The organism is Staphylococcus sp. FSL W8-1207, assembly GCF_038003745.1.
Classification (GTDB): Bacteria; Bacillota; Bacilli; order Staphylococcales; family Staphylococcaceae; genus Staphylococcus; species Staphylococcus equorum.
On the sequence record NZ_JBBOPU010000001.1, the window covers coordinates 1,242,319 to 1,266,023 of the forward strand.

Here is a 23,705-nt window from a genome sequence, read left to right on the forward strand (position 1 = left end):
TTACACCTCATCACTATCTAAATCCACAAGTATCTGTCTAGGTTTGCTACCTTTTTGTGGTCCAATAACTTGATTCCGTTCTAAATCATCCATCAATCTTGAAGCTCGATTATAACCAATTCTAAACTGTCTTTGTAACAAGGATGTACTTGCTTTTTGTTGTTCAATTATAAATATATATGCTTCATCATAAAGTGAATCTTCACTCTTCATTTCTGATTTTTCAACTGGTGCATCTGGTTCCATTTCTTTAACATAGTTCGCTTTTTGTTGTTCAACCACATAATTAACAATATCTTGTACCTCTTGATCGCTTAAAAATGCACCTTGCACACGTGTTCTCGTAGAACCACCATTTGCAACATATAACATATCACCTTTACCTAGTAACTTGTCTGCACCGCCACTATCTATAATCGTTCTAGAGTCAATTTGTGAACTCACAGCGAAAGCGATTCTTGATGGAATATTATTTTTGATTATACCAGTTATAACATCTACAGATGGGCGTTGCGTTGCAATAATTAAATGAATACCTGCTGCACGTGCCATTTGAGTAATACGTTGGATTGCATTTTCCACATCTTTACCTGCAACCATCATTAGATCTGCTAATTCATCAACAATCACCACTATATACGGTAACTCAGATTTTTTCTCTTCTAGTTCCTTATTTTGTCGTTTAATTGCTTCGTTGTAGCCTTCAATGTTTCTAGTTGAAGAATGTTGGAATAGATCGTAACGTCTTTCCATTTCAGCAACTACTTTTTCTAGTGCTTGTGATGCTTTATGTGGATTTGTCACAACAGGTATAAGCAAATGAGGTATACCATTATATACATTCAACTCTACCATTTTTGGATCAATTAACATAAGTTTTACTTCATGTGGCTTAGCATTAAGTAAAATACTTGTAATAATACCGTTAATACAAACTGACTTACCACTACCAGTTGAACCTGCTACGAGTAAGTGAGGCATTTTATTTAATTCAACTGTAATTGGATCACCCGAAATATCTCTACCTAATCCAACTTCTAATTTGTTTTTAGCAGGAAACTTCTCATCTAATACTTCTTTTAATGAAACAAGCGAGACCTTGTCATTCGGCACTTCTATACCGACAGCTGACCGTCCAGGTATTGGCGCTTCTATACGGATATCTTTCGCAGCAAGTGCTAAAGCAATATCATTATGTAAATTAACGATTTTACTTACTTTCACACCTTGCGCAGGTTGTATTTCATATTGCGTGACTGCTGGACCAATTTTTATTTGAGTCACCCTTGCATTCACACCAAAGTTTTTGAGTGTTGTTTCTAGTAACTGTCCTTTTTTTTGTACTTCTGCCTTAGATGTAGCTTTTTGCTTGGCAGGTTGATTAAGCAAAGAAAGCGGCGGTATTGTATATGCTTCGTTTTCAACTTCACCTGCTTCAGATATGGAATTTGCACCATCTTCATCTAATGGTTGTTCAGATTCATCTATCAACTGATCTAATGAAGCTTGTTCCTCTTTAGAACTTTGTTGTGATGATATTTGTCCATTGGTGTCTTCTTGATTTAGATTACGTTGGCTACGTTTATAATTTTTATTTTCGGTAGGTTGAGCGCTATCATCATCGTTATCACCATGTCCATATATAGGTATGGATTGTTGCTGTTCTGCAGTTAAATTTGAAACTTCAGGTAAATCACTTACATCTTTAACTTCATTATTGGCTTTATCCTGAGTAGCAGCTTGTTGTGCTTGTAATTCAGCTTTTTTCTCTGCTTTCACACGCGCTTTAGCATCTTTCTTAATTCTATTTTGTTTTCTTTTTTCTTTTAAGTTTACTGAAGCATCTTGACCTTTAACTTTCATCTTTTCAAATACGATTTTCGACACATCACGATGACTTTGTTTTAAAAGTAAAATTGCACTTGAAGCCATCAATAAAATTGTCACAATAATAATACCAATAATAGAAATTAAAGGCGTGAATAAAGTTAATAAGTAATATCCTATTAATCCTCCACCAAAATCAGGAAAGTTTGTCTGTTCATAAGCCTTATAGACAAATGACAATACTGGTTCCCGTTGAGCTTGTGCATTATTAGTAAAGTAAAAAAAGATTTGCGTCACTAATAGTAGTGCTAATTGTAATATAAAAGCACCAACTGTACGTCTTGTCTTTGGTAAAGCTTTATAATAAGTAATAAATATTGTACCTATAAATAGTAATATATAAGTTAAGTAACGGCTATTACCAAATAAATAATTCAAGAAACTATCTATCATTGTTCCAATAATACCAAGCTGAAACGCGCCTAGTACAATTAATACAAAGACGATAATAGCAAAAACATATCTTATAGGACTGTCGCTTTGTTTTTTCTTTTTATTTGTTGTTTTTTTTCTTGTATTTGTTGGTTTTCTCTTAGTTGTAGTTCTCTTTTTTGTTTGTGCCACGTTCCACACCTACTTTTCTAACTCTGATTTCAATTTCATTTTAATTATATACCCATTGATTCTTATGTGAATCACTTTTATTTATCGTAAATAATATGTATTTAGCTTTTATTATATAAGTATGATTGTATAATAAAAGTTTATTTGTATTCTATAATAACACAAAAGAGGTAAGACAATATTCGCTTTGAGTGGATTTAAAGGTTGCTTGCATGTCATATTTAAGATATAACAATCAACTGCAATCTACTTTTAAATATGTTTACCTAAGCGTTTGTCTTAACCTCTTTGTTTAGTATGGAAACTATTAAATTTCAGAAATAACTGGAATGATCATTGGACGACGTTTCGTGTTTTCAAATAATAATTTGCTAATTTGATCACGCATACTTTGTTTGATTTCAGACCATTCAATTCGTTTCTCTTGTAGTCCTAGTTCAACGATTTCACGTACTTTTTCTTCAGCTTCATTTAATAAAGCTTCACTTTCTCTAACATAAACGAAACCTCTAGATTGAATTTCTGGTCCGGCTGCAATTCGTCTATTTTTCGGATCAAGTGTTACGACCGCAATAAAGATACCATCTTCTGCTAATAAATGACGATCTCTCAGAACGATATTTCCTACGTCTCCAACACCTATACCATCGATAAGTACATTACCAAAATTTACTTTTTCATTTAAAATCATTTCGTCACCATCATAGTTAACGACATCACCTTTTTCCACAAGGAAGATTTTCTCAGGTTGTACACCTGATTCATTCGCTAATTTTGCATGAGCAATTTGCATTTTAAACTCACCATTTACTGGTATAAAGTATTCTGGTTTCATAATATTAATCATCATCTTCAATTCTTCCATGCAACCATGACTTGAAGTGTGTATTTTTTTACTACTAGGTAAGATTTCTGCACCAGCACGCGCTAATTCATTTAGCGTGTTACCAACGATAACTTCCATACTTGCAGAAGCAGTAATTGCTAGGAAAACAGAATCCCCTTGTTCAATATTCATTATTTTATGTTTCTTTTGAGCCATTTGACTTAATGCTTCTACTGGTTCACCTTGCATACCAGTTGCAATAATAATAACTTCATTTTTAGGATAATTTTCAACTTCATTAATTGGAATTAATAAGTCCTTAGAAATATCAAAATAGCCCATCTTTCTAGCAATATTAAATGAACTCTCTAATGAACGGCCTAGGAAAGAAACTTTTCTATTCAACCTCTGAGCCAAATTCAATACTTGCTGAATGCGGATAAAGTTCGATGCGTAACAAGAAACAATCAATCTGCCTTTTACTTTAGTAAATGCATCATACATATGTGATTCAATTACATTTTCTGGTGTATTATAACCTGGTTTTTCTGCCTCAGTCGAATCACTGATAAGCGCAAACACACCCGCTTCGCCTATTTCAGTCATTTTTTTCAAGTCTGGTGCGTAATGACCTTGTAGACTTTGATCAAATTTAAATTCGCCTGTATAAACGATAGCACCATATGATGTATGAATACATACGCCTAAACTGTCTGGAATACTATGCGTTGTATTGAAAAATGTAATGTTTACTCCTTTAAAACGCATAACTGATTCATTATTCACTGTATAATATCTTACTTTTTTATTAACATTACGTGCTTTCATATTTTCTTTAATTAACGCAATTGTCAGTTTAGAACCATACACAGGCGCATCTACTTGTTCTAATACATATGTGACAGCTCCGATAGCGTGTTCGTGCCCGTGCGTTAAAAATATACCTTTTAATTTATCTTTATTCTCAATCACATATTGAATGTCAGGAATTACAATGTCCACACCTAGCATTTCATCTTCTGGGAACATCAGTCCTGCATCTAACATAAACATTTCATCGTCTACTTCAACGACATACATATTTTTCGCAATTTCTCCAACTCCGCCAAGTGGAATTATACGAATATTTTTATTTTTTTTCTTTATTAAACTCAAAATGTTACCTCCTATTTAAATTCCCGTCCATATATAAACTCATAGTATATTATAAGTTAAAATAGGCTTTATGTACACTATTAAAGTAATTACTATAAATAGTTTGGGATTGATATCAATAAATAAACAATTACTTATAAATCTTCGATATTTTCATATTCACGCTTTTACTACAATAGACACTATGAATTTACCAAAAATTAAACTTTAGTCTTATAAACTTATGTATTCCATTATTCATGGAATGATTCTAACTACTATTTGCATTGGAATTAAATAAAAAAAGAAACCAGTATACTCTAATATGAAAACCGATTAAAATAGAACAGGAAACATTCTATCGTAACGCGATTCATATCATTTACTAGTTTCTAATAAAATTCGATTTTTTATTTTATATTAATTTGATAAAAGTACTTTATGAGACGCATTCACGCGACCTTGTTTATCAATTTCTGTTACTTTTATTTTAAATGTATCTCCAATTTTCAATACATCTTCTACTTTATCAATACGTTCATTTGCAATTTGTGAAATATGAACTAAAGCATCTTTACCAGGGAATAATTCAACAAATGCACCGTATTTTTCGATACGTTTTACTTTGCCTTCATATACTTGGCCAACTTCAGCTTCACGTGTAATGTCTTCTATGATACTACGCGCTTCGGCGATTGCATCTTTATCAACAGCACCTATAAAGATTGTACCATCTTGTTCAATATCAAGTTTCACACCTGTTTGATCAATGATTTCATTGATTTTCTTACCACCAGGACCAATAACATCTCTGATTTTTTCAGGTTTGATTGTCATCGTAACGACTTTAGGTGCAAATGCACTCAACTCACTGCGTGTTGTATCAATTGTCTGTAACATATGATCTAAAATAGCTAAACGACCTTCTCGTGCTTGATCTAAAGCTTCTCTAATAATCTCTTTTGTTAAACCATCAATTTTAATATCCATTTGTATTGCAGTGATGCCTTCAGGCGTACCTGCTACTTTAAAGTCCATGTCACCTAAAGCATCTTCCATACCTTGAATATCCGTTAAAATAGTATAACTATCATCACGTGTTACTAATCCCATAGCAATACCTGCTACTGGAGCTTTAATAGGAACACCTGCATCCATTAACGCTAACGTAGAACCACAAATTGACGCTTGTGAAGATGAACCATTTGATTCTAATACTTCACTCACAATTCTTACAGTATAAGGGAAATCTTTAGTATCTGGAATCACATGACTCAATGCACGTTCACCTAAAGCACCGTGTCCAATTTCACGACGTCCTGGAGAACGAACTGGACCTGTCTCACCAACTGAATAATTAGGGAAATTGTAATGATGCATGAAACGTTTTTGTTGTTCCTCACCAAGACCATCAAGAATTTGATATTCGCTCATTGAACCTAATGTTAACACAGATAGTGCTTGTGTTTGACCTCGTGTAAATAAACCAGAACCATGTACTCGTGGTAAGACGCCAACTTCTGATTCTAGCGGACGAATTTCATTTGATTTACGGCCATCAGGTCTGATTTTTTCTTCAGCGATTAATCTTCTTACTTCTTCTTTTACTAAACTATTTAAAATGCCGTGAACATCTTTAATTAGTTCAGCATTATTAGCATCTTCTTCATCAATAAATTCTGCAACGACTTTTTCTTTTAATGTGTCAAGATTGATATCACGTTGTTGTTTGTCAAACGTTAATACAGCTTCTTTTAAACCATTGGCTTCAGTAAGCTGTTTCACTTTGTCTTCAAGCTTTTCGTCTTGTTCAACGGGTGTGAATGGTTTTTTCACTGGTTGGATGTGATCAACAATTTCTTGCTGGAAATTAACTAAACGTTGTATTTCATTATGACCAAAGAAGATTCCCTCAAGCATTTCACTTTCAGTAATTTCACTTGCCCCTGCTTCAACCATGTTTACAGCATCTTTGTGTCCAGCTACTTCTAAGTCAAGACGCGACACTTCTTTCTGTGCAACAGTTGGGTTAATCACGTATTCACCATCAACATAACCTACGTTTACACCAGCAATTGGCCCATGGAATGGAATGTCCGAGACACTAAGTGCCATAGATGAACCTATCATTGCTGCCATTTCTGGAGAACAGTCAGGATCAGCACTTAATACGGTATTCATGATTTGTACATCATGTTTATATCCTTTAGGGAAAAGTGGACGAATTGGTCTGTCGATTAAGCGCGCAGTTAATGTTGCTTCGTCACTTGGACGTCCCTCACGTTTTTTAAACCCACCAGGAATTTTACCTGCTGCATACATTTTTTCTTCATAATTTACCATTAATGGGAAAAAGTCAACATCGCGTGGTTCTTTTGAAGCTACTGCAGTAGATAATACTACTGTATCACCATAACGAACTAACACAGCACCGTTAGCTTGTTTAGCAAGTTGCCCTGTTTCAATCGTTAATGATCTATTTGCCCATTCAGTTTTAAAAACTTTTTTCTCTTGAGACATTACGAATCTCCTCTCATATATCTATTAGTTATATCATATCATTTCTCAGAAAAATTTTATATTAGTATATTACTTTTTAAATAATATGCTTTCTAGATTATAAAAAAGGGAAAGGACCCTAAAGGTTCTTTCCCTATCAATATCCATATTAAAATTAACGACGGATACCTAATGATTTAATTAATTCACGGTAACGTTGTACATCTTTGTCACGTAAATAGTTAAGTAAATGTCTACGACGACCTACCATTTTTAATAGTCCACGACGTGAATGGTGATCTTTCGTGTGTTGACGTAAATGTTCGTTTAATGTAGTGATTTCTTCAGTTAACACAGCGATTTGTACTTCTGGTGACCCAGTATCCGCTTCGTGTGTACGATATTCTTTAATTAGTTCATTTTTACGTTCTTGTGAAATTGCCATAGTCAATTTCCTCCTTTTATTTTTATGCGCCTTTAACCGAGCGAACCGTTGGAGACTCGGACTGCCAAGATAAAGGTGCCTTAAATGTGTAAAACACATTCGACTTAAATATTATATGATATTTCGTCTCCAAAATCAACCGATAATAAGTATTTTGCTTTTTCTTTATCTTTATTCATTTGTTCTACTAAAGGATCTATCCCATCAAATTTAATTTCTGGTCTTAAATAATGATGCCAAAATACAGTGACACGCTCGCCGTAAATATTTTCGTTAAAATCAAATAAATTCACTTCTATAACTACTTGTGCTTTAGAAGGATCATGAAATGTAGGTTTTACACCCACATTGGCCACACCTCTATAAACTTTTTTATTTGCCCCGATTTCCATACTAACTGCGTAAACACCATTTTTAGGCAATACATAATCACCACTAGGTTGAACGTTTGCTGTTGGAAAGCCAATTGTTCTGCCACGTTTTTCACCTTGTACTACTGTTCCTTTAATGCGGTAGAGATAGTCTAATTCTTCATTAGCCTTTTGCAAGTCGCCTGTTTTAAGCGCTTTTCTAATTTCAGTCGTGGAAATTTTTTCGGATTCTATTTCTTGTTTACTTACAACTGTCGTATTAAATTCAGCCATTTCATTTAATATCATCATATTACCTTTTCCAAATTTACCAAATGTAAAATCAAAACCAGCTATTACTTCTTTAACATTGTTTTTTATAATATATTCTTCTATAAAAGTTTCAGCGGGTACATTGGCAAATTTTGAAGAAAAGTTAATAACAATACAATAATCTATGCCATAAGACTCTAATATTTCAACTTTATCTTGTATTGGTGTTAAATAATCAGTACGTTTCCGTTCAGGATTTAGAACTACCGAAGGATGAGGATCAAACGTCATCACAGCTTTTTTTAAATTGGATGATTTTGCTTTTTGCTCTAGAGTATCAAATACTTTCGCATGTCCCTTATGCATGCCATCAAAAAAACCAAAAGCCATGGCAACGTCTTCCGTTATATATTGATCTTCTTGAATTGGATGAGCTACTTCTATCACTTTCATGCGTATTTCTCCTTTAGTTAAATACCTTCTTAGGCTTAATTTCGTCATTTTTTTCAGGATGTGGTGCATAAATTGCTAAGACTTTATTGTCTGTAACATCTACTAATGCCACTATCGTATCTATTGCTTCTGTGAATTCTTTTTTATAAAATTTTTGGCCGTTTAAAATTTTCCTTTTTACTATTTCATCTGAAATCAAAATTTGTTTTAAACCTTTTAACCCATATTCTATAGGAAATAACTTTTCTTGTAACGTGTCATGCTCATGTAATTCTGCAACGTCATTGAGTGTGAGACTCTCCTCTAAATCAAACCCACCACTTTGAATTCTAGTTAATTTTGACATATGGGCTGGAAATGCTAAGGCTTTTCCAATATCTGTCGCTAAAGTTCTGATGTATGTTCCTTTGCCACATTCAACTAAAATATCGAAATGGCAACTTTCGTCTTCAAAGCGAAGTTCTGATGTGCGTTTAATTTGTATAATATTAACTTGTCGCTCTGGTCTTTCTACTTCTTCATTATTCCTTGCATATTCGTATAATTTTTTCCCATTCACTTTTACTGATGAGTACATCGGTGGTATTTGAGTAATCGTTCCTTCAAATTGATTCAATATTTGATCAATGTCCTGAGCTATAATTTCATCTTGAGCAATAGTTGTTTGCTCAAGGATTTCACCAGTTTGATCTTCAGTAGTTGTACTGCTTCCAAGTGTAACAGTCGCTTTATAAGATTTTCCCATATCCATGATGTAATCACTAACTTTTGTTGCACCACCAATACATATAGGTAAAACGCCTGATACTTCAGGGTCTAAAGTACCAGTATGTCCAACTTTTTTTGTTTTTAAAATTTTCCTCAATTTAAATACTACATCGTGGCTTGTTAAACCACGTTCTTTATACACAGGCAAAATACCATTATACATTTCCACGCCACCTTTAATGCTCTTTTTTTACATTACTTACATATTAACATGACTCAGCTTACTTTGTGTTATGTAAAAAAGCTGAAACATAAAATCTAAAGAGATTTTGTTCCAGCTTGTTATAATAATTAATCTTTTTTGTGTAAATCTTGAATCATTCTTTCAATTTTATTTCCGTAATCAATTGATTCATCATATTCAAAATTCAATTCAGGAATAATTCGTAATCTCATTCTTGAACCTAGTTCAGATTTAATAAAACCTTTTGCCTTTTCTAACCCTTTAAAAGTATCTTCTTTTTGTTTTTCATTACCTAATACTGTTAAATAGATTGTTGCAATTGATAAATCATTTGTTAATTGCACATCTGTAATCGTTAAAAATCCGATTCTTGGGTCTTTGACTTTGTTATTAGCGATATCCATAATTTCTTGCTTCATCTGTTCGCCAACACGTTCAGCTCTCATATTCATTATATTCACCTCACACGATTTATTTGTCCGGGAAATGTTTCCTTACTTAAAGATTATATGACAGTTCATTTCATAACGTCAAACAAATTTATTATTTCAGTAACTACTATTTTCAAAAGTTTTGTTCGAGTCCTGTACACTTTATATTGTACATTATTAACAAAAAATAAACATTTTATGACACTTAGGCATTATTTTAATTCCTAACTGTTATATTATGAAACATTTTTTCATTAATAGTCAATAAAATCTATTTTAAATTTCTTAAGTGTTTAATATTATGCCCAACTGTTATTTTAAGTGGATTTTCTGACGTACAAATGCATTTCCTTTGTCTATAAATATTTTTTATATAGTTTCACACATTATATAAACTATAATGTTATACTATAAGACAACTTAATAATTAATTTTATTTATTTTAGGAGTTGTAAATGATTGGAAAAACCAGAAAGACTTTTATATATTTATACCCGCTTTTTAAACGGAAAGAAACTCAATAAAGAAGAACTCGCCCAGCGACTAAATGTCAATGTTCGTTCCATACAGCGAGATTTTAGTGATATTAATAATTTTTTATACGAAGATAATGAATGGCATGGCCTTGATGGTGAAATAATATATGATAATAACTTTGAAAAACATTGTTTAAGAATCGACAGATATAAATTTAAAAATAATAGATTACTTAACTTGCTCTTTAGATTGAAAAATTTCACACCGATAATACATGAAGATACTTATAATCTCATTAGAGGGCTGAACGCAAACTCTAATCTTGCTGAAAAAATATTGTCTAACAAACTCTTAAGCCAGTTCAAAGTGACTCGTGAGATGAGCAAAACCACGTTAATTTTTAGACTCCAACTAGCAATTGAAAATAATAACTTTGTTGCAATTCATATAAGTCATGATTTGACTATAAAAGTAATACCTATATATACTAGATATTTTTCAAACAAATATTGGTTTACTTATTTGTATCAAGGAAAGATACAAATATTAAATTTGTCATCAATTATAAATATCGATCAACTTGACGAAGTGTTTGATAAAGCTATTTTTTCAGATATTCAGGCTGTAAAAATACTTATTAAAGATCCTCTTTGGTCCGAAATACAAAGACAGTTCATTATTATTGACACAACTAAAAATGATTATGGAACTATCGCTAATATTATTATTTCAAAAAAAGAAAGCCTACAAATTGCATATGAATATCCACAGTATATTACAATCATAGAACCTCAATATTATGTAGATGAATTCAAAACACATATCCAGACTATATTTAAAAACTATGACATTTAAAATTAGCCTATACTCGCCTTAGATATCTTCTATGCTGAATATAGGCTTTTTTATAATTTATATTTTAGTGTTGATGTTCTACATCTTTTTGCATTGTGCTAATTTTTCTATAAAAATCTGAATTACCTTTTTCTCGTTTTTCTCTTTGTTCTTTATTCCAATTGTAGTATTCTATTTTACTCAATTCTTGTTTTTTTCTTAAACGTATTTTGTGTTCTTGGTAACTTAGCACATTGCATAAAGTAACATACCGATTTTGTTTTGAAGCAAGTACGAATAAATGATCAATTAGATAGTCACATAAAGAACTATGAGCAAAGTTCTTTAAAATCGAAATATATAGTTCTTCCTCACTAACAAGATATATACGATGCTTATCATCGTTTAAAAGTTTCAACAACAAATCAAAACTCATTCGCTGAGAAGGTAAGCCATGTTTAAATGTTAAAAAATCTTTAGGTATTCCTGCAGTATGACCCGATTGATAAGGGAAAAAGTTAAGTACCATAACTCTGTTTGGATCAATATTAAAACGTTTTAAAGTCGAAGAAGCGTTATATAAATATTTCATAAACCATCTATGTTTATCGATATAGGGTAAAAACAGTTTCTCTCCATTAAATGTTAATCTACCTTGTATATCCAATAATATTCTTTGGCGATAATCTATCACTACAGATTCTGGTATATCGGGTTCATACATTTTAAAATCATTTTCGGGCTGTTTTTTTAATATAACAATATCTGCTAAATCAGGGTTTCCAAAATATGGTCTAGCTATAGCAGGGTTTATTTCTGCATTTTCAAATAAAATTCTTTGTCTATTTTTATCAATAATTACTTTTCCATTTGCAAAGTCTATCATTTTTTTAAATCTAGGTATTTCAGTAAAGTTATTCCCAAAATGTTCTTTAAAATACGCTAAATCCTGTGGATGTAAAAATGCTGTTGTATCATCATTTTTTATAATTTGTTCTAAAGTATTTTGATCATAAATAGAGTTATATTGCTTTAAATATTCTTGCCAAAATTCATTGATTTCCCTTAAATATTCACTCATCATTTATAACCTCCTATTTCATTTAATTGTAATTAAGTACATAGACAACTAGTGTCAATAAAATAGTTATCCCCAAATTTTACTACAATATTTTTACTTATTCGCAACCAAATAAGTACATATGATGTTGAAAAACATATGTTACCCTTTTAATATAAGATTTAATTGTTGTGAAAATTGTTTCGTTAAGGCGTTTTTTAATTTGATATTTAAAGTAAGCTACATTATTACGAGGTGTTAAAATTTCTATTTCTAGTTGAAGTTGTATAGTTGAGTCATGTTATATTTTAATCTATAAACTAAATTGTTAGATTTTTATGTAATAATATCATTATACTTATATATTTCACTTTTGGATAGCACTTTAATTCTAATAATTACATTAAAAAATCCACTTATATTTTCAACATAAAATTATAAATTGAAGTGATTATCTGCCATATATACAAATCTGAAGTCAATATAAAAAGCCTCCAAATTATTGGAGGCTTTCTTGTCATTAAATTGGATTAATCTCCAATTACTTATCTTTTTATTTCAACCATTTCGAAAGCTTCGATAATGTCGCCTTCTTTTAAGTCATTGTATTTCTCAACTGTGATACCACATTCGTAACCTTTAGCAACTTCTTTAGCATCATCTTTAAAACGTTTTAGTGTATCTAATTCACCTTCAAATTGTACAATATTGTCTCTAATGACACGAACGCCAGCATTACGCGTGATTTTACCATCAATAACATAACTACCTGCGATTGTACCAACTTTAGAAACTTTGAACGTTTGACGAACTTCTGCTTGTCCAATAATTTGTTCTTCGAATTCTGGATCTAGCATACCTTTCATTGCGAATTCAATTTCTTCTATAACACTATAAATAACGCGGTGTAGACGCATATCAACGCCTTCAGTTTCAGCAGCACGTTTCGCACCTGTATCAGGACGAACGTTAAAGCCAATAATGATACCATTTGAAGCGTTAGCTAGTGTAACGTCAGATTCGTTGATTGCACCCACAGCAGTGTGAATGATACGTACATTTACGCCTTCAACGTCTATCTTCATTAGAGATGCAGCAAGCGCTTCTACTGAACCTTGCACATCGCCTTTAATAATGACATTTAAATCTTTCATTTCACCTTGTTTCATTTGTTCAAACAAGTTATCTAATGAAACACTCTTACTTTCATGACGTTGTTGAATTACGTTCGCTTCATGGCGAGATTCACCAATACGTCTTGCTTGTTTTTCATCTTTGAAAACAACAAATCGATCGCCTGCTTTTGGCACATCATGAATACCAGTAATTTCAACTGGTGTAGATGGTCCTGCAGTTTTTATACGTTGACCTAAGTCATTGACCATAGCACGAATTCTACCATACGTATTTCCAACTACTAAAGAGTCACCAACGTTAAGTGTACCGTTTTGTACTAATAATGAGGCTGATGGTCCACGTGATTTATCTAATTCAGCTTCGATTACTGTACCAACAGCTTTTTTGCTTGGATTAGCTTTTAATTCTTGTACTTCAGAAGTAAGTACAATCATTTCTATTAAATCATCAATGCCATCTCCACTTAATGCTGAGAGTGGAACAAAGATTGTATCGCCGCCCCAATCCTCAGGTACTAAACCATATTCAGTTAATTCTTGCATTACACGATCTGGATTTGATGTCGGTTTATCAATCTTGTTAACAGCAACAATTGTAGGTACATTTGCTTCTTTAGCATGATTGATTGCTTCAATTGTTTGAGGCATAACACCATCATCAGCTGCTACAACTAAAATAGTTATATCCGTTACTTGTGCACCACGCGCGCGCATTGTTGTAAATGCTGCGTGACCTGGAGTATCTAGGAATGTAATTTTTTTACCATCATTTTCAATTTGGTAAGCACCAATATGTTGTGTAATACCACCAGCTTCTCCAGCTGTTACTTTTGTATGACGAATAGAATCTAGTAACGTTGTTTTACCATGGTCAACATGTCCCATGATTGTAACAACTGCTGGACGTTCAACAGCATCTTCATCTTCAGTTTCATCATCGAAGTAAATTGATAAATCTTCTTCATCAATAACAATTTCTTTTTCAGCTTCAACACCGTAATCATCAACGATTAACTCTAGTGTTTCTTCATCTAATGATTGATTAATATTAGCCATAATACCAAGTAAGAATAGTTTTTTAACAATACCTGAAGACTCTACGTTTAATTTCTCCGCAAGTTCACCTACTGTAATACCTTCTTGATAAGTGATTTTTTCTGGAATTTCTTTAGGTTCTTCTTGTTTGATTTGTTTTGATTTTTTATTATTCTTTTTGTTATTCGGTTTATTGTTGTTTGATTTATTATTTTGGTTACCTTTATTATTTTGATTATTCTTGTTGTTTTGGTTACCTTTATTATTTGATGATTGTTGCTTGTTTTGAGCAGTTTTTTGTTGTTTTTTCTCTGCTTCTTTTGCTTTTTCAGGTTTGTAAATTTTATCTAATGCGTGAATTTGATTATCTTCTAACGTTTGCATATGACTTGTTACCTCAACGTCCATCTTCTGCAATTCGTCGATAATATCTCTACTCTTTAATTTTAAATCTTTAGCGTATTCGTAAATTCTTTGTTTACTCATATAGTCACTCCTTACGATATTCATCAATCATTGACAATAACTTTTTAGCAAAGCCTTGATCAGTGATTCCAATGTTTACACGTTCTGCTTTACCTAAAGCTTGTCCTAATTCAGCTCTTGTTCCAAATATACGTAATGATATATGGTAACTTTCACATTTGTTCTGCATCACTTTCATTGTGTTGTCAGAAGCATCTGTTGCAATGATTACGAGCTTTAATTTATTATTCTTCAAATCATTTATAATGACTGATTCGCCTGTTTTAACTTTTCCTGCACGCATTGCTAAACCTAAAAAATTCACGATTTTTTCTTTTGTCATTTAGGTATCTCTTCACGATAAATAAGACGTATAATCTCTTTATAAACAGGCTCTAACGTTTCAGCATCAGATTTGAAATATCTTTCTAATGTTTCTTTTTGTTGCGCTTCTTCTACTAATTTAACATTTTTAGATACATAAGCGCCACGGCCTTGTTGTTTGCCAGTTGCATCAGCAAAAATTTGTCCGTCTTTATTAATTACAACTCTAATCATGTCATTCTTAGGGTACATTTCATTTGAAAGTATACATTTACGCATTGGAATTTTTTTCTTTTTCATAAAGTTATCACCCCAAGTTATTTTTCAGAGTCTTCTTCTTCAGTTACTGTTTCAGAGTCTTCATTGACTGTGTCTTCCAAATCAACATTCTCTTCGTCAACAACATCATTAAGTTGATCTTCTGTGCCTTCAACATCTGTCGGGTAGACACCTGCTTCTCTAGCATCTGTTTCTGATTTAATATCAATTTTCCAACCAGTTAATTTAGCAGCTAAACGGGCGTTTTGTCCGCGTTTACCTATAGCTAATGATAATTGATAATCTGGCACTACAACTACAGTTGATTGATTTTCTTCATCAACAATAACTTGTAATACTTGTGACGGGCTTAAAGCATTTTTTACAAACACTTTAGGATCTTCATCCCATTGCACAATATCAATTTTCTCGCCGCCAAGTTCTTCAACAACAGCTTCAACACGACTACCTTTAGAACCTACACAAGCACCTACTGCATCGATGTCAAGGTTGTCTGAGTGTACACTGATTTTTGAGCGATCGCCAGCTTCGCGAGCTACAGATTTAACTACTACTGTACCGTCAAAGATTTCTGGTACTTCTTGTTCAAATAAACGTTTTAATAGACCTGGATGGCTTCTTGAAACGTATATTTGTGGTCCTTTTGTAGTTTGTTCAACTTTGTTCACATACACTCTTATTCTTTCATTTGGAATATAGCTTTCATTTGGGCTTCTTTCTGCTTCGGACAATACAGCTTCAGTACGCCCTAAATTCACATATACATAACGATGATCTACTCTGTCAATAAGACCAGTAACAATATCATCTTCTTTGTCGATGAATTCATCATATAGTATTTCACGTTCAGCATCACGTAAACGTTGCATAACAGCTTGTTTAGCTGCTTGCGCCCCTACGCGTCCGAAATCACTTGGTGTTACGTCTTCTTCGTAGATATCACCAATTTCATAAGCAGGGTTTTTTACTAGTGCCGTACTTAAGTCGATTTCTTCTCTGTTATCAAATGATTCTTCAACCACTTCTTTACGTGCGATAACATTAAATGTACCTTCGTCCATGTTTAATTCAACACGAACGTTTCTTGCACTTTCATAGTTCTTTTTATAAGCAGTAATTAATGCCGCTTCGATAGCATCAATTAATACTTCTCTAGGAATTTTCTTTTCTTTTTCTAAGTACTCAGTAGCTAATAATAATTCATTACTTGACACGATTTATCATCCTCCTCGTCACGTTATATAATTACTGCATGACGTGCTTTAGCGATTTTACTTCTTGGTATTTCAACTTGTTTTGTTTTTGATTTCTCTTTAACTTCCATAACTATTGTTTCATCATCAACTGATTGCAATATACCTAGCCATTCTTTTGCGCCTTCGATTGGAGCATATAAAGAAACAAATACTGGTTTAGTCACAGCGTTGCGATATTCTTTTTCTTTTTTAATTGGTCTTTCAGCACCAGGTGAGGCAACATCTAAATAATACATCTGTTCGATAGGATCTTCTGAATCCATTACTTCACTTATTTTTTCAGAAGCAAGCGCACAATCATTTAAATCTACGCCACCTTCTTTATCGATAGATACTCTTAAAAAATGATCGTTTCCTTCTTTTGTAAACTCAACTTCTACTAATTCAAAATTTAAGTCGTCAAGGACAGGTTGAATTATTACTTCAACTTGCTCAGTTATTTTACTCATGCTGACCTCCTGTTTTGGCAAATAGAAAAGAGCGGGTATTATGCCCACTCTTTCTGCCTGAGTCTAATTTTTTAAGCACTGTTATTATATCATATGTTTATTTGGTAGACAAATAACTATATTTGTAAAAAGCCTATAATGACAAGTTCATTCATGCTTTTTGTTATTTATTAAGTCTTTTTGTTCATTACATATCAAAAATTGATAATTGCGCTTTATCAGGTAAATTAGGTAAAGAACCTAATTCATCTAAGTATTCTATTACTTTTTGTGATAAACCAGCTTTTTTATTTAAATCTTCTTTAGATAAAAATGGACCTTCTTCACGAGCTTCTACAATTCTTTGTGCAACGTTTTCACCTAAACCTGGAACAGATATAAATGGTGGAATCAAAGTATCGCCTTCAATAATAAATTCAAATGATTTACTTTTTTCTAAACTGATTGGCTGCATACGGAAACCACGTTGTGCCATTTCATTCATTATTTCAAGCACTGTTAAAGTATCTTTTTCTTTTTTAGCTAAATCCATATAACGTGAGTACATATCATTAACAGTATTACGAATACTTTCTTTATCTTTAATCATTGTAATTAAATCAAAGTCAGATGCGCGTACTGTGAAATAACTTGCATAATAATATAGTGGATAATGTACTTTAAAGTAAGCAATTCTTACCGCCATTAACACATAAGCTGCGGCATGGGCTTTAGGGAACATGTATTTTATTTTTCTACATGAATCTAAATACCAATCAGGTACTTCATTGTCTACCATTGCTTCGACCATATCGTCAGTCAACCCTTTACCTTTACGCACAAATTCCATTGTCTTAAAGGCAAGTGACGGCTCTAAACCATTATACATTAAATAAACCATAATATCATCACGACAACAGATTACACTCGCTAAATCACATTTACCTGAACGTATTAAATCTTGAGCGTTCCCTAACCATACATCTGTACCATGTGATAATCCTGATATCCTAACAAGTTCTGAAAATGTTGTTGGTTTTGTGTCTTCTAACATTTGTCTAACAAAGCCAGTACCAAATTCTGGTACACCAAACGTGCCAGTTTTACATAAAATTTCCTCTTGTGTAACACCTAAAGGTTCAGGCGAACTAAAGATGCCCATCGTTTCTTTATCATCCACTGGAATTGTTTTGGGATCTATTCCTGATAAGTCTTGTAACATACGAATCATTGTTGGATCATCGTGTCCAAGTATATCTAACTTCAGAACGTTATCATGTATGGAGTGGAAATCAAAATGCGTTGTCATCCAAGATGAAGACTGATCGTCCGCTGGGAACTGTACAGGTGTGAAATCATATATATCCATATAATCAGGTACTACAATAATACCACCTGGATGTTGTCCAGATGTACGTTTAACACCTGTACAACCTTTAACAAGTCTATCTACTTCTGCGCCACGTTTATGGATACCTTGGTCATTTAAATAACCCTTCACATAACCAAAAGCTGTTTTCTCTGCGACTGTACCAATTGTTCCAGCACGGAATACTTTATCATCACCAAATAATTCTTTTGTATAATTATGTGCATTCGGTTGATATTCTCCACTAAAGTTCAAGTCAATATCTGGTACCTTATCGCCTTTAAAGCCTAAGAATGTTTCAAAAGGAATATCTTGACCTTCTTTAATAAGGTCGCTACCACAAGTTTCACATTTTTTATCTGCTAAATCAAAACCAGAGCCAACAGAGCCATCATCAAAGAATTCACTCGTTTTACATTTTGGACAAATGTAATGTGGTGGCAATGGATTAACTTCTGTGATTTCTGTCATAGTTGCTACAAAACTTGATCCTACAGAACCACGTGAACCAACGAGATATCCGTCATTTAAAGATTTTTTAACTAGTCGTTGTGAAATGAGGTATATAACAGAGAAGCCATTACCTATAATACTCTCTAATTCCTTTTCAAGACGATCAATTACAATTTGTGGTAAATCATCACCGTAGAGGTCTTTTGCATTAGAATAGCTCATTTCTCGAATTTCTTCATTTGCGCCTTCCATTCTTGGTGTATATAGCTCATCTTTAATTGGAACAACACGCTCTATACGATCTGCTAGCTCATTAGTATTCTTAATGACAAGTTCATAGGCTTTTTCTTCACCCAAGAAGTGCAATTCGTCTAACATTTCGTCTGTAGTTCTAAAATGCGCCTTTGGCAATGTAGAACGGTTTAATGGATTACCAGGTTGTGCAGCAATCAATATTTTACGCGCAATCGAATCATGTTCATTCAAATAGTGTGCATTTCCTGTAGCTATAACTGGAATATCGTTGACTTCACCCGCACGAATTAAACGATTATATATTTCATATAATGTTTCATTATCACGTATCAGTTCTCTATCAATTAAGCCTTGGTATAAAGCAGGCGGTTGAATTTCTATGAAATCATAGTATTGAGCTATACGTTCAACTTGAGACTGATCTTTTTGCATTACTGCAGTAAATACTTCTCCTTCGTCACATGCAGAACCAACGAGAATACCTTCACGATATTCATCTAATAATGAACGTGGAATTCTAGGTGTTCTATAATAATATTGGACTAAGGACGCACTTACAATCTTGAATAAGTTTTTAAGACCTTGTTGATTTTGAACAATAAGCGTGACGTGGTTCGGACGTGCACGTTTGTATGCGTCTTCATTTGATAACGATGTATTAATATCTTGGTGATTATGAACGTCAAGTTCTTCTAATTGTTTAAGCATTTTAATAAACATATAAGCCGTTGCTTCCGTATCATAAATTGCTCTATGGTGTTGTGTTAACTCTACGCCGTATTTTTTGGCTAAGAAGTTCAATCCATGTTTACCGTATTCAGTATTGATTGTTCTTGATAATTCAAGTGTATCTATTACAGCGTTTGTAGACGCACCAATACCGACATGTTCATATCCAGTATCTATAAAGCCCATATCAAAGGATGCGTTATGAGCAACGAAAATAGCGTCCCCTACCCATGCTTTAAACTCAGTAAGAACTTCTTCTATTTCTGGTGCATCAACTAACATATCATCCGTAATATGTGTCAAATTAATAATAACATCGGATAAACGTTCATGTGGATTACTAAAACGTTCAAACTTATCAATGATTTCCCCGTCTTTAACTTTGACTGCAGCGAGCTCAATAATTTTATCGTATTGATTGGATAAACCGGTCGTCTCAACGTCGAATACAACATATGTTGCAGTTTTCAAATCACGATCCATAGGTTTATATGCAATAGGTACACCATCGTCAACTAACATACCTTCCATTCCGTAAATCATTTTAATACCATTTTTTTCAGCTGCCGCATGTGCGTCTGGAAAGGCTTGAACACCATTATGGTCAGTCACTGCAATAGCTTTATGACCCCACTTTGCTGCTTGATCTACGTACGCTGAAATATTAGGTATGCCATCCATTTGACTCATTGCCGTATGCAAATGGAATTCTACTCGTTTTTCTTCAGATTTATCTTGTTTCGTAGCTTTTTTAATTTCTTCAATATCCGACATCATCATCACTAAATCACGAACAAATGAATCTTCTTCTATGCGTCCTTGTGCGCGAACCCATTTACCGACGCTCAATGCCTTAAAGTTATCTAAATCATCTTTGTTTTTACGAGTGAACATTTTTAATACGAGCGAATCTGTATAGTCAGTTACCTTCAACTCTACAATGTGTCGCCCACTCTTCAACTCTTTTAAGTTAATATCAAAAATAACACCTTCAACTGCTACTTTGAATTCTTCTTCAATGATAGAATCTATAGGTTTAATATTATCAATTGGGATTGGTTTACCAATTTGACACTTAGTTACCGAACTTTCATTATTATCTTGTTGTTTTGCCTTCTCGGCTTTCATTTTTTCTAATTTTTCAGTAGCTTCACGTGCACTCTTTTCATCTTCTTCTTGAATATGTGCTTCTAATGATGCTAAATCATCTTCGTTTCCAACGCTATCCGTTTCAAAAACTATCTTACTAATATCGAATCCACACTGTTGAAAAGCTTTAACTAAGCTACCATTACAGGCTTTATCAAAATGATCTCTCTCGACATCATTTTGACAAGTTACTTTTAGCACATCTCCCGACATAATTAAGCGTTTTTGCTTTAATTGTCCTTTTACTTTAGGTGAAAGTTGTGTTTGATCAATACAATGATTAAAATACTTTATCGCATATTCATCTTGGTTTGATTTATTATTTATCGTAATATTACATTCTACATTTGCAATTGATTTAAACTCTTCTGTAATTGCACCTGTAAAAAGCAAATAATCTTCTATTGATAGAAAGTGTGGTAATGTGATTTGAAACACCCATGTACGATCTGTTGTCTTAACATCCACACGCGTTAGTTCACTTTGTTCCAAAATTTCTGGTTCCAAATGGTTTGTTATTTTAATTTGGTCAGCTAGGATTTTAAATTTTTCCTGATTTGTCATTGCCATGACGATAACCACCTTACTATTAATTACACTGCTTTACTTGTATATGCTTACTTACATTAAATGACGGTGTATGTATTATTATTCCATTCTCTATATTATAACGGATATGTGTGAAATTCTAATAGTTAAACTTAATAAATTAAATTCATATTTTTGTGAATAATAAATGGGAGCGGAACAGAAATCAAACTTTAAAATTTGATTTCGTATTCCCGCCCCCTCCTTAAAAGTTTGAGTCAAACATATCTAAAAATGAGACAGCTAGTGTATATTTTTAATTTACACTCACAAATATAGATTGTTGAATTTGTGCGTCAGCCTTATGATTTTATATAAGTAACATCTAGCAATTCTCTTATAGATTATAAATTTGTATATAATTCATTTACATAATTGATTAAATTATCGATATGCACATCTTCACTGTCACCAGTATCGCGACGTTTAACTTCTACAATGCCTTCTGCAGCATTTTTGCCTACGACAATACGTATTGGTAAACCGATTAAATCAGCATCATTAAATTTCACACCAGCACGTTCTTTACGGTCATCATAAAGTACATCATAATTTTCTTTTAATTGCGTATATAATTGATCCGCTAATTCACGTTGGTCATCTTTTTTAGGATTGATTGTGATTAAATGTAATTCAAATGGTGTGACTGATTTTGGCCAAATAATACCATTTTCATCGTTATTTTGTTCAACGATTGCACTTAATGTTCTTGAAATACCAATGCCATAACATCCCATTAATAATGGTTGTGCTCTACCTTGGTCATTTAAGAACGTAGCGTTCATTGATTCAGAGTATTTTGTTCCAAGTTTAAAGACTTGGCCTACTTCAATACCTTCTGCAAAGTGCGCTTTGTCTGAGCTATCTGCTAATAATTCACCTTCTAAAATGAATCTAAAATCTCCATAGGCTTCTACTTCAAAGTCACGATCGACATTTGCGTTTAACAAGTGATATCCATCTTCATTCGCACCAACGACGATATTATTCAAATCTTGAATGAAATTATCTGCATAAATTTTAATGTCTTTATCGAAAACTGGACCCAGTGAACCTGGTTTTGCACCTAAAATATTAATAATTTCATCTTCAGTTGCTAACTCCACATTGTCAGTACCAAAATAAGCTTTTAATTTAATATCATTAATTTCATGGTGACCTCGAACTAATACTAATATAAATTCACCATCGACATTAAATATCATAGATTTAGTAATTTCGTCTAATGGTTTATTTAAAAATGTCGCAAGATCTTGTGCTGTATGCACATTTGGCGTTTCAATTTTTGTTAACGGTTGTACATCTTCATGTTTTTTATTAGGATGGTAAACCACTTCAGCTTTTTCAATATTTGCAGCGTAATCACTTTGCTCACTGTACACAATCGTGTCTTCACCGATTTCGCTTAACGCCATAAATTCATGTGTATGACTACCACCAATTGCACCTGAATCAGCAACAACAGGTCTCGCGTTAATACCTACACGATTAAAGATGCGACCATATGCATGGTACATATCTTCATATGCTTCATCTAGTGACGCTTCATCAGCATGAAAAGAATAAGCATCTTTCATTATAAATTCTCTACCACGTAATAGACCGAAACGTGGACGCTTTTCATCTCTAAATTTAGATTGTATTTGGAAAAGTGTCATTGGCAGTTGTTTATATGATTTCAATTCATCACGAACAATTGAAGTCACAACTTCTTCATGTGTTGGTCCAAGCGCAAATTGACGGCCATTACGATCTTGTAAACGCATAAGTTCTGGACCATATGCACTCCAACGTCCTGATTCTTCCCATAATTCTGATGGTTGCAATGCTGGCATTAATATTTCAACCGCATCAATACGCTCCATCTCTTCGCGTACGATAGCTTCAATATTATTTAATACTCTCGCTGCAATTGGTAAGTAACTGTAAATTCCACTTGTACTTTGTTTGATTAAGCCTGCTTTTAATAATAGTCGATGGCTTAATGCCTCAGCACCAGCTGGCACTTCTTTCATAGTTGGTATAAATACTTTTGATTGTTTCATTTAAATGCT

At 33.0% G+C, this 23,705-nt stretch carries 15 protein-coding genes and 2 pseudogenes; 1 reads left to right on the top strand and 16 read right to left on the bottom strand.

What is annotated here, in order from left to right:
• From NSR03_RS14450 to rbfA, 8 genes and pseudogenes are all read right to left on the bottom strand, one after another.
• Nucleotides 1–1,446, bottom strand: a pseudogene (locus tag NSR03_RS14450) (DNA translocase FtsK); the annotation flags it as partial.
• A 179-nt stretch (nt 1,447–1,625) separates the two neighbouring features.
• Nucleotides 1,626–2,451, bottom strand: a pseudogene (locus tag NSR03_RS14455) (DNA translocase FtsK 4TM domain-containing protein); the annotation flags it as partial.
• Nucleotides 2,452–2,758: 307 nt separating this feature from the next.
• Nucleotides 2,759–4,432, bottom strand: a complete 1,674-nt coding sequence (gene rnjB, locus NSR03_RS06200) for a ribonuclease J2 (protein ID WP_046465284.1) — start codon at nt 4,430–4,432, stop codon at nt 2,759–2,761.
• Nucleotides 4,433–4,831: 399 nt separating this feature from the next.
• Nucleotides 4,832–6,931 carry a polyribonucleotide nucleotidyltransferase gene (pnp, locus tag NSR03_RS06205; protein WP_021338746.1) on the bottom strand — a complete coding sequence of 700 codons (2,100 nt, stop codon included), beginning with the start codon at nt 6,929–6,931 and terminating at the stop codon, nt 4,832–4,834.
• A gap of 154 nt (nt 6,932–7,085) precedes the next feature.
• Nucleotides 7,086–7,355 (bottom strand): 30S ribosomal protein S15, encoded by a 270-nt coding sequence (gene rpsO, locus NSR03_RS06210; protein ID WP_021338745.1) that lies wholly within the window; start codon nt 7,353–7,355, stop codon nt 7,086–7,088.
• A gap of 104 nt (nt 7,356–7,459) precedes the next feature.
• Nucleotides 7,460–8,431 carry a bifunctional riboflavin kinase/FAD synthetase gene (locus NSR03_RS06215; RefSeq protein WP_069820802.1) on the bottom strand — a complete coding sequence of 324 codons (972 nt, stop codon included), beginning with the start codon at nt 8,429–8,431 and terminating at the stop codon, nt 7,460–7,462.
• A gap of 13 nt (nt 8,432–8,444) precedes the next feature.
• Complete coding sequence (truB, locus tag NSR03_RS06220; protein WP_069802238.1) at nt 8,445–9,362, bottom strand: tRNA pseudouridine(55) synthase TruB; 918 nt, start codon at nt 9,360–9,362, stop codon at nt 8,445–8,447.
• A 128-nt stretch (nt 9,363–9,490) separates the two neighbouring features.
• Nucleotides 9,491–9,838 carry a 30S ribosome-binding factor RbfA gene (gene rbfA / locus NSR03_RS06225; protein ID WP_031265894.1) on the bottom strand — a complete coding sequence of 116 codons (348 nt, stop codon included), beginning with the start codon at nt 9,836–9,838 and terminating at the stop codon, nt 9,491–9,493.
• 435 nt (nt 9,839–10,273) lie between these two features.
• Between rbfA and NSR03_RS06230 the strand changes: the two genes are divergently transcribed.
• The gene (locus NSR03_RS06230; protein WP_069820801.1) at nt 10,274–11,146 is read left to right on the top strand and encodes an HTH domain-containing protein; all 873 of its coding nucleotides are present in this window, start codon (nt 10,274–10,276) and stop codon (nt 11,144–11,146) included.
• Between the two features lie 64 nt (nt 11,147–11,210).
• Here NSR03_RS06230 and NSR03_RS06235 read toward each other — a convergent pair whose 3' ends face one another.
• The 8 genes from NSR03_RS06235 to NSR03_RS06270 all read right to left on the bottom strand — a co-directional run bounded on the left by NSR03_RS06235 (nt 11,211) and on the right by NSR03_RS06270 (nt 23,696).
• Nucleotides 11,211–12,206 (bottom strand): hypothetical protein, encoded by a 996-nt coding sequence (locus NSR03_RS06235; RefSeq protein ID WP_256092608.1) that lies wholly within the window; start codon nt 12,204–12,206, stop codon nt 11,211–11,213.
• Nucleotides 12,207–12,730: 524 nt separating this feature from the next.
• Nucleotides 12,731–14,842 carry a translation initiation factor IF-2 gene (gene infB, locus NSR03_RS06240; RefSeq protein WP_021338742.1) on the bottom strand — a complete coding sequence of 704 codons (2,112 nt, stop codon included), beginning with the start codon at nt 14,840–14,842 and terminating at the stop codon, nt 12,731–12,733.
• Between the two features lie 4 nt (nt 14,843–14,846).
• Nucleotides 14,847–15,164, bottom strand: coding sequence for a L7Ae/L30e/S12e/Gadd45 family ribosomal protein (locus NSR03_RS06245; protein WP_002507846.1), 318 nt, complete (start codon nt 15,162–15,164; stop codon nt 14,847–14,849).
• Nucleotides 15,161–15,445 (bottom strand): RNase P modulator RnpM, encoded by a 285-nt coding sequence (rnpM, locus tag NSR03_RS06250; protein ID WP_002507847.1) that lies wholly within the window; start codon nt 15,443–15,445, stop codon nt 15,161–15,163. The genes NSR03_RS06245 and rnpM overlap by 4 nt, the downstream gene beginning before the upstream one ends.
• 17 nt (nt 15,446–15,462) lie before the next feature.
• Nucleotides 15,463–16,638, bottom strand: a complete 1,176-nt coding sequence (gene nusA / locus NSR03_RS06255) for a transcription termination factor NusA (RefSeq protein ID WP_069820800.1) — start codon at nt 16,636–16,638, stop codon at nt 15,463–15,465.
• Between the two features lie 23 nt (nt 16,639–16,661).
• Nucleotides 16,662–17,129 carry a ribosome maturation factor RimP gene (gene rimP / locus NSR03_RS06260; protein ID WP_069820799.1) on the bottom strand — a complete coding sequence of 156 codons (468 nt, stop codon included), beginning with the start codon at nt 17,127–17,129 and terminating at the stop codon, nt 16,662–16,664.
• Nucleotides 17,130–17,316: 187 nt separating this feature from the next.
• On the bottom strand, nt 17,317–21,633 hold the full coding sequence (locus NSR03_RS06265; protein WP_002512314.1) for a PolC-type DNA polymerase III: 4,317 nt from the start codon (nt 21,631–21,633) through the stop codon (nt 17,317–17,319).
• Between the two features lie 362 nt (nt 21,634–21,995).
• Nucleotides 21,996–23,696: a proline--tRNA ligase gene (locus tag NSR03_RS06270; RefSeq protein ID WP_002512313.1), complete on the bottom strand. Its 1,701-nt coding sequence runs from the start codon at nt 23,694–23,696 to the stop codon at nt 21,996–21,998.
• Nucleotides 23,697–23,705: the final 9 nt, after the last annotated feature.

Bases quoted from the DNA above. Each gene is read 5' to 3' on its own strand.
- NSR03_RS06265 (WP_002512314.1), bottom strand. From the start codon at position 21,633: ATGGCAATGACAAATCAGGAAAAATTTAAAATCCTAGCTGACCAAATT.
- rimP (WP_069820799.1), bottom strand. From the start codon at position 17,129: ATGAGTAAAATAACTGAGCAAGTTGAAGTAATAATTCAACCTGTCCTT.
- pnp (WP_021338746.1), bottom strand. From the start codon at position 6,931: ATGTCTCAAGAGAAAAAAGTTTTTAAAACTGAATGGGCAAATAGATCA.
- NSR03_RS06270 (WP_002512313.1), bottom strand. From the start codon at position 23,696: ATGAAACAATCAAAAGTATTTATACCAACTATGAAAGAAGTGCCAGCT.
- NSR03_RS06215 (WP_069820802.1), bottom strand. From the start codon at position 8,431: ATGAAAGTGATAGAAGTAGCTCATCCAATTCAAGAAGATCAATATATA.
- NSR03_RS06235 (WP_256092608.1), bottom strand. From the start codon at position 12,206: ATGAGTGAATATTTAAGGGAAATCAATGAATTTTGGCAAGAATATTTA.
- truB (WP_069802238.1), bottom strand. From the start codon at position 9,362: ATGTATAATGGTATTTTGCCTGTGTATAAAGAACGTGGTTTAACAAGC.
- rpsO (WP_021338745.1), bottom strand. From the start codon at position 7,355: ATGGCAATTTCACAAGAACGTAAAAATGAACTAATTAAAGAATATCGT.
- infB (WP_021338742.1), bottom strand. From the start codon at position 14,842: ATGAGTAAACAAAGAATTTACGAATACGCTAAAGATTTAAAATTAAAG.
- NSR03_RS06245 (WP_002507846.1), bottom strand. From the start codon at position 15,164: ATGACAAAAGAAAAAATCGTGAATTTTTTAGGTTTAGCAATGCGTGCA.
- rnpM (WP_002507847.1), bottom strand. From the start codon at position 15,445: ATGAAAAAGAAAAAAATTCCAATGCGTAAATGTATACTTTCAAATGAA.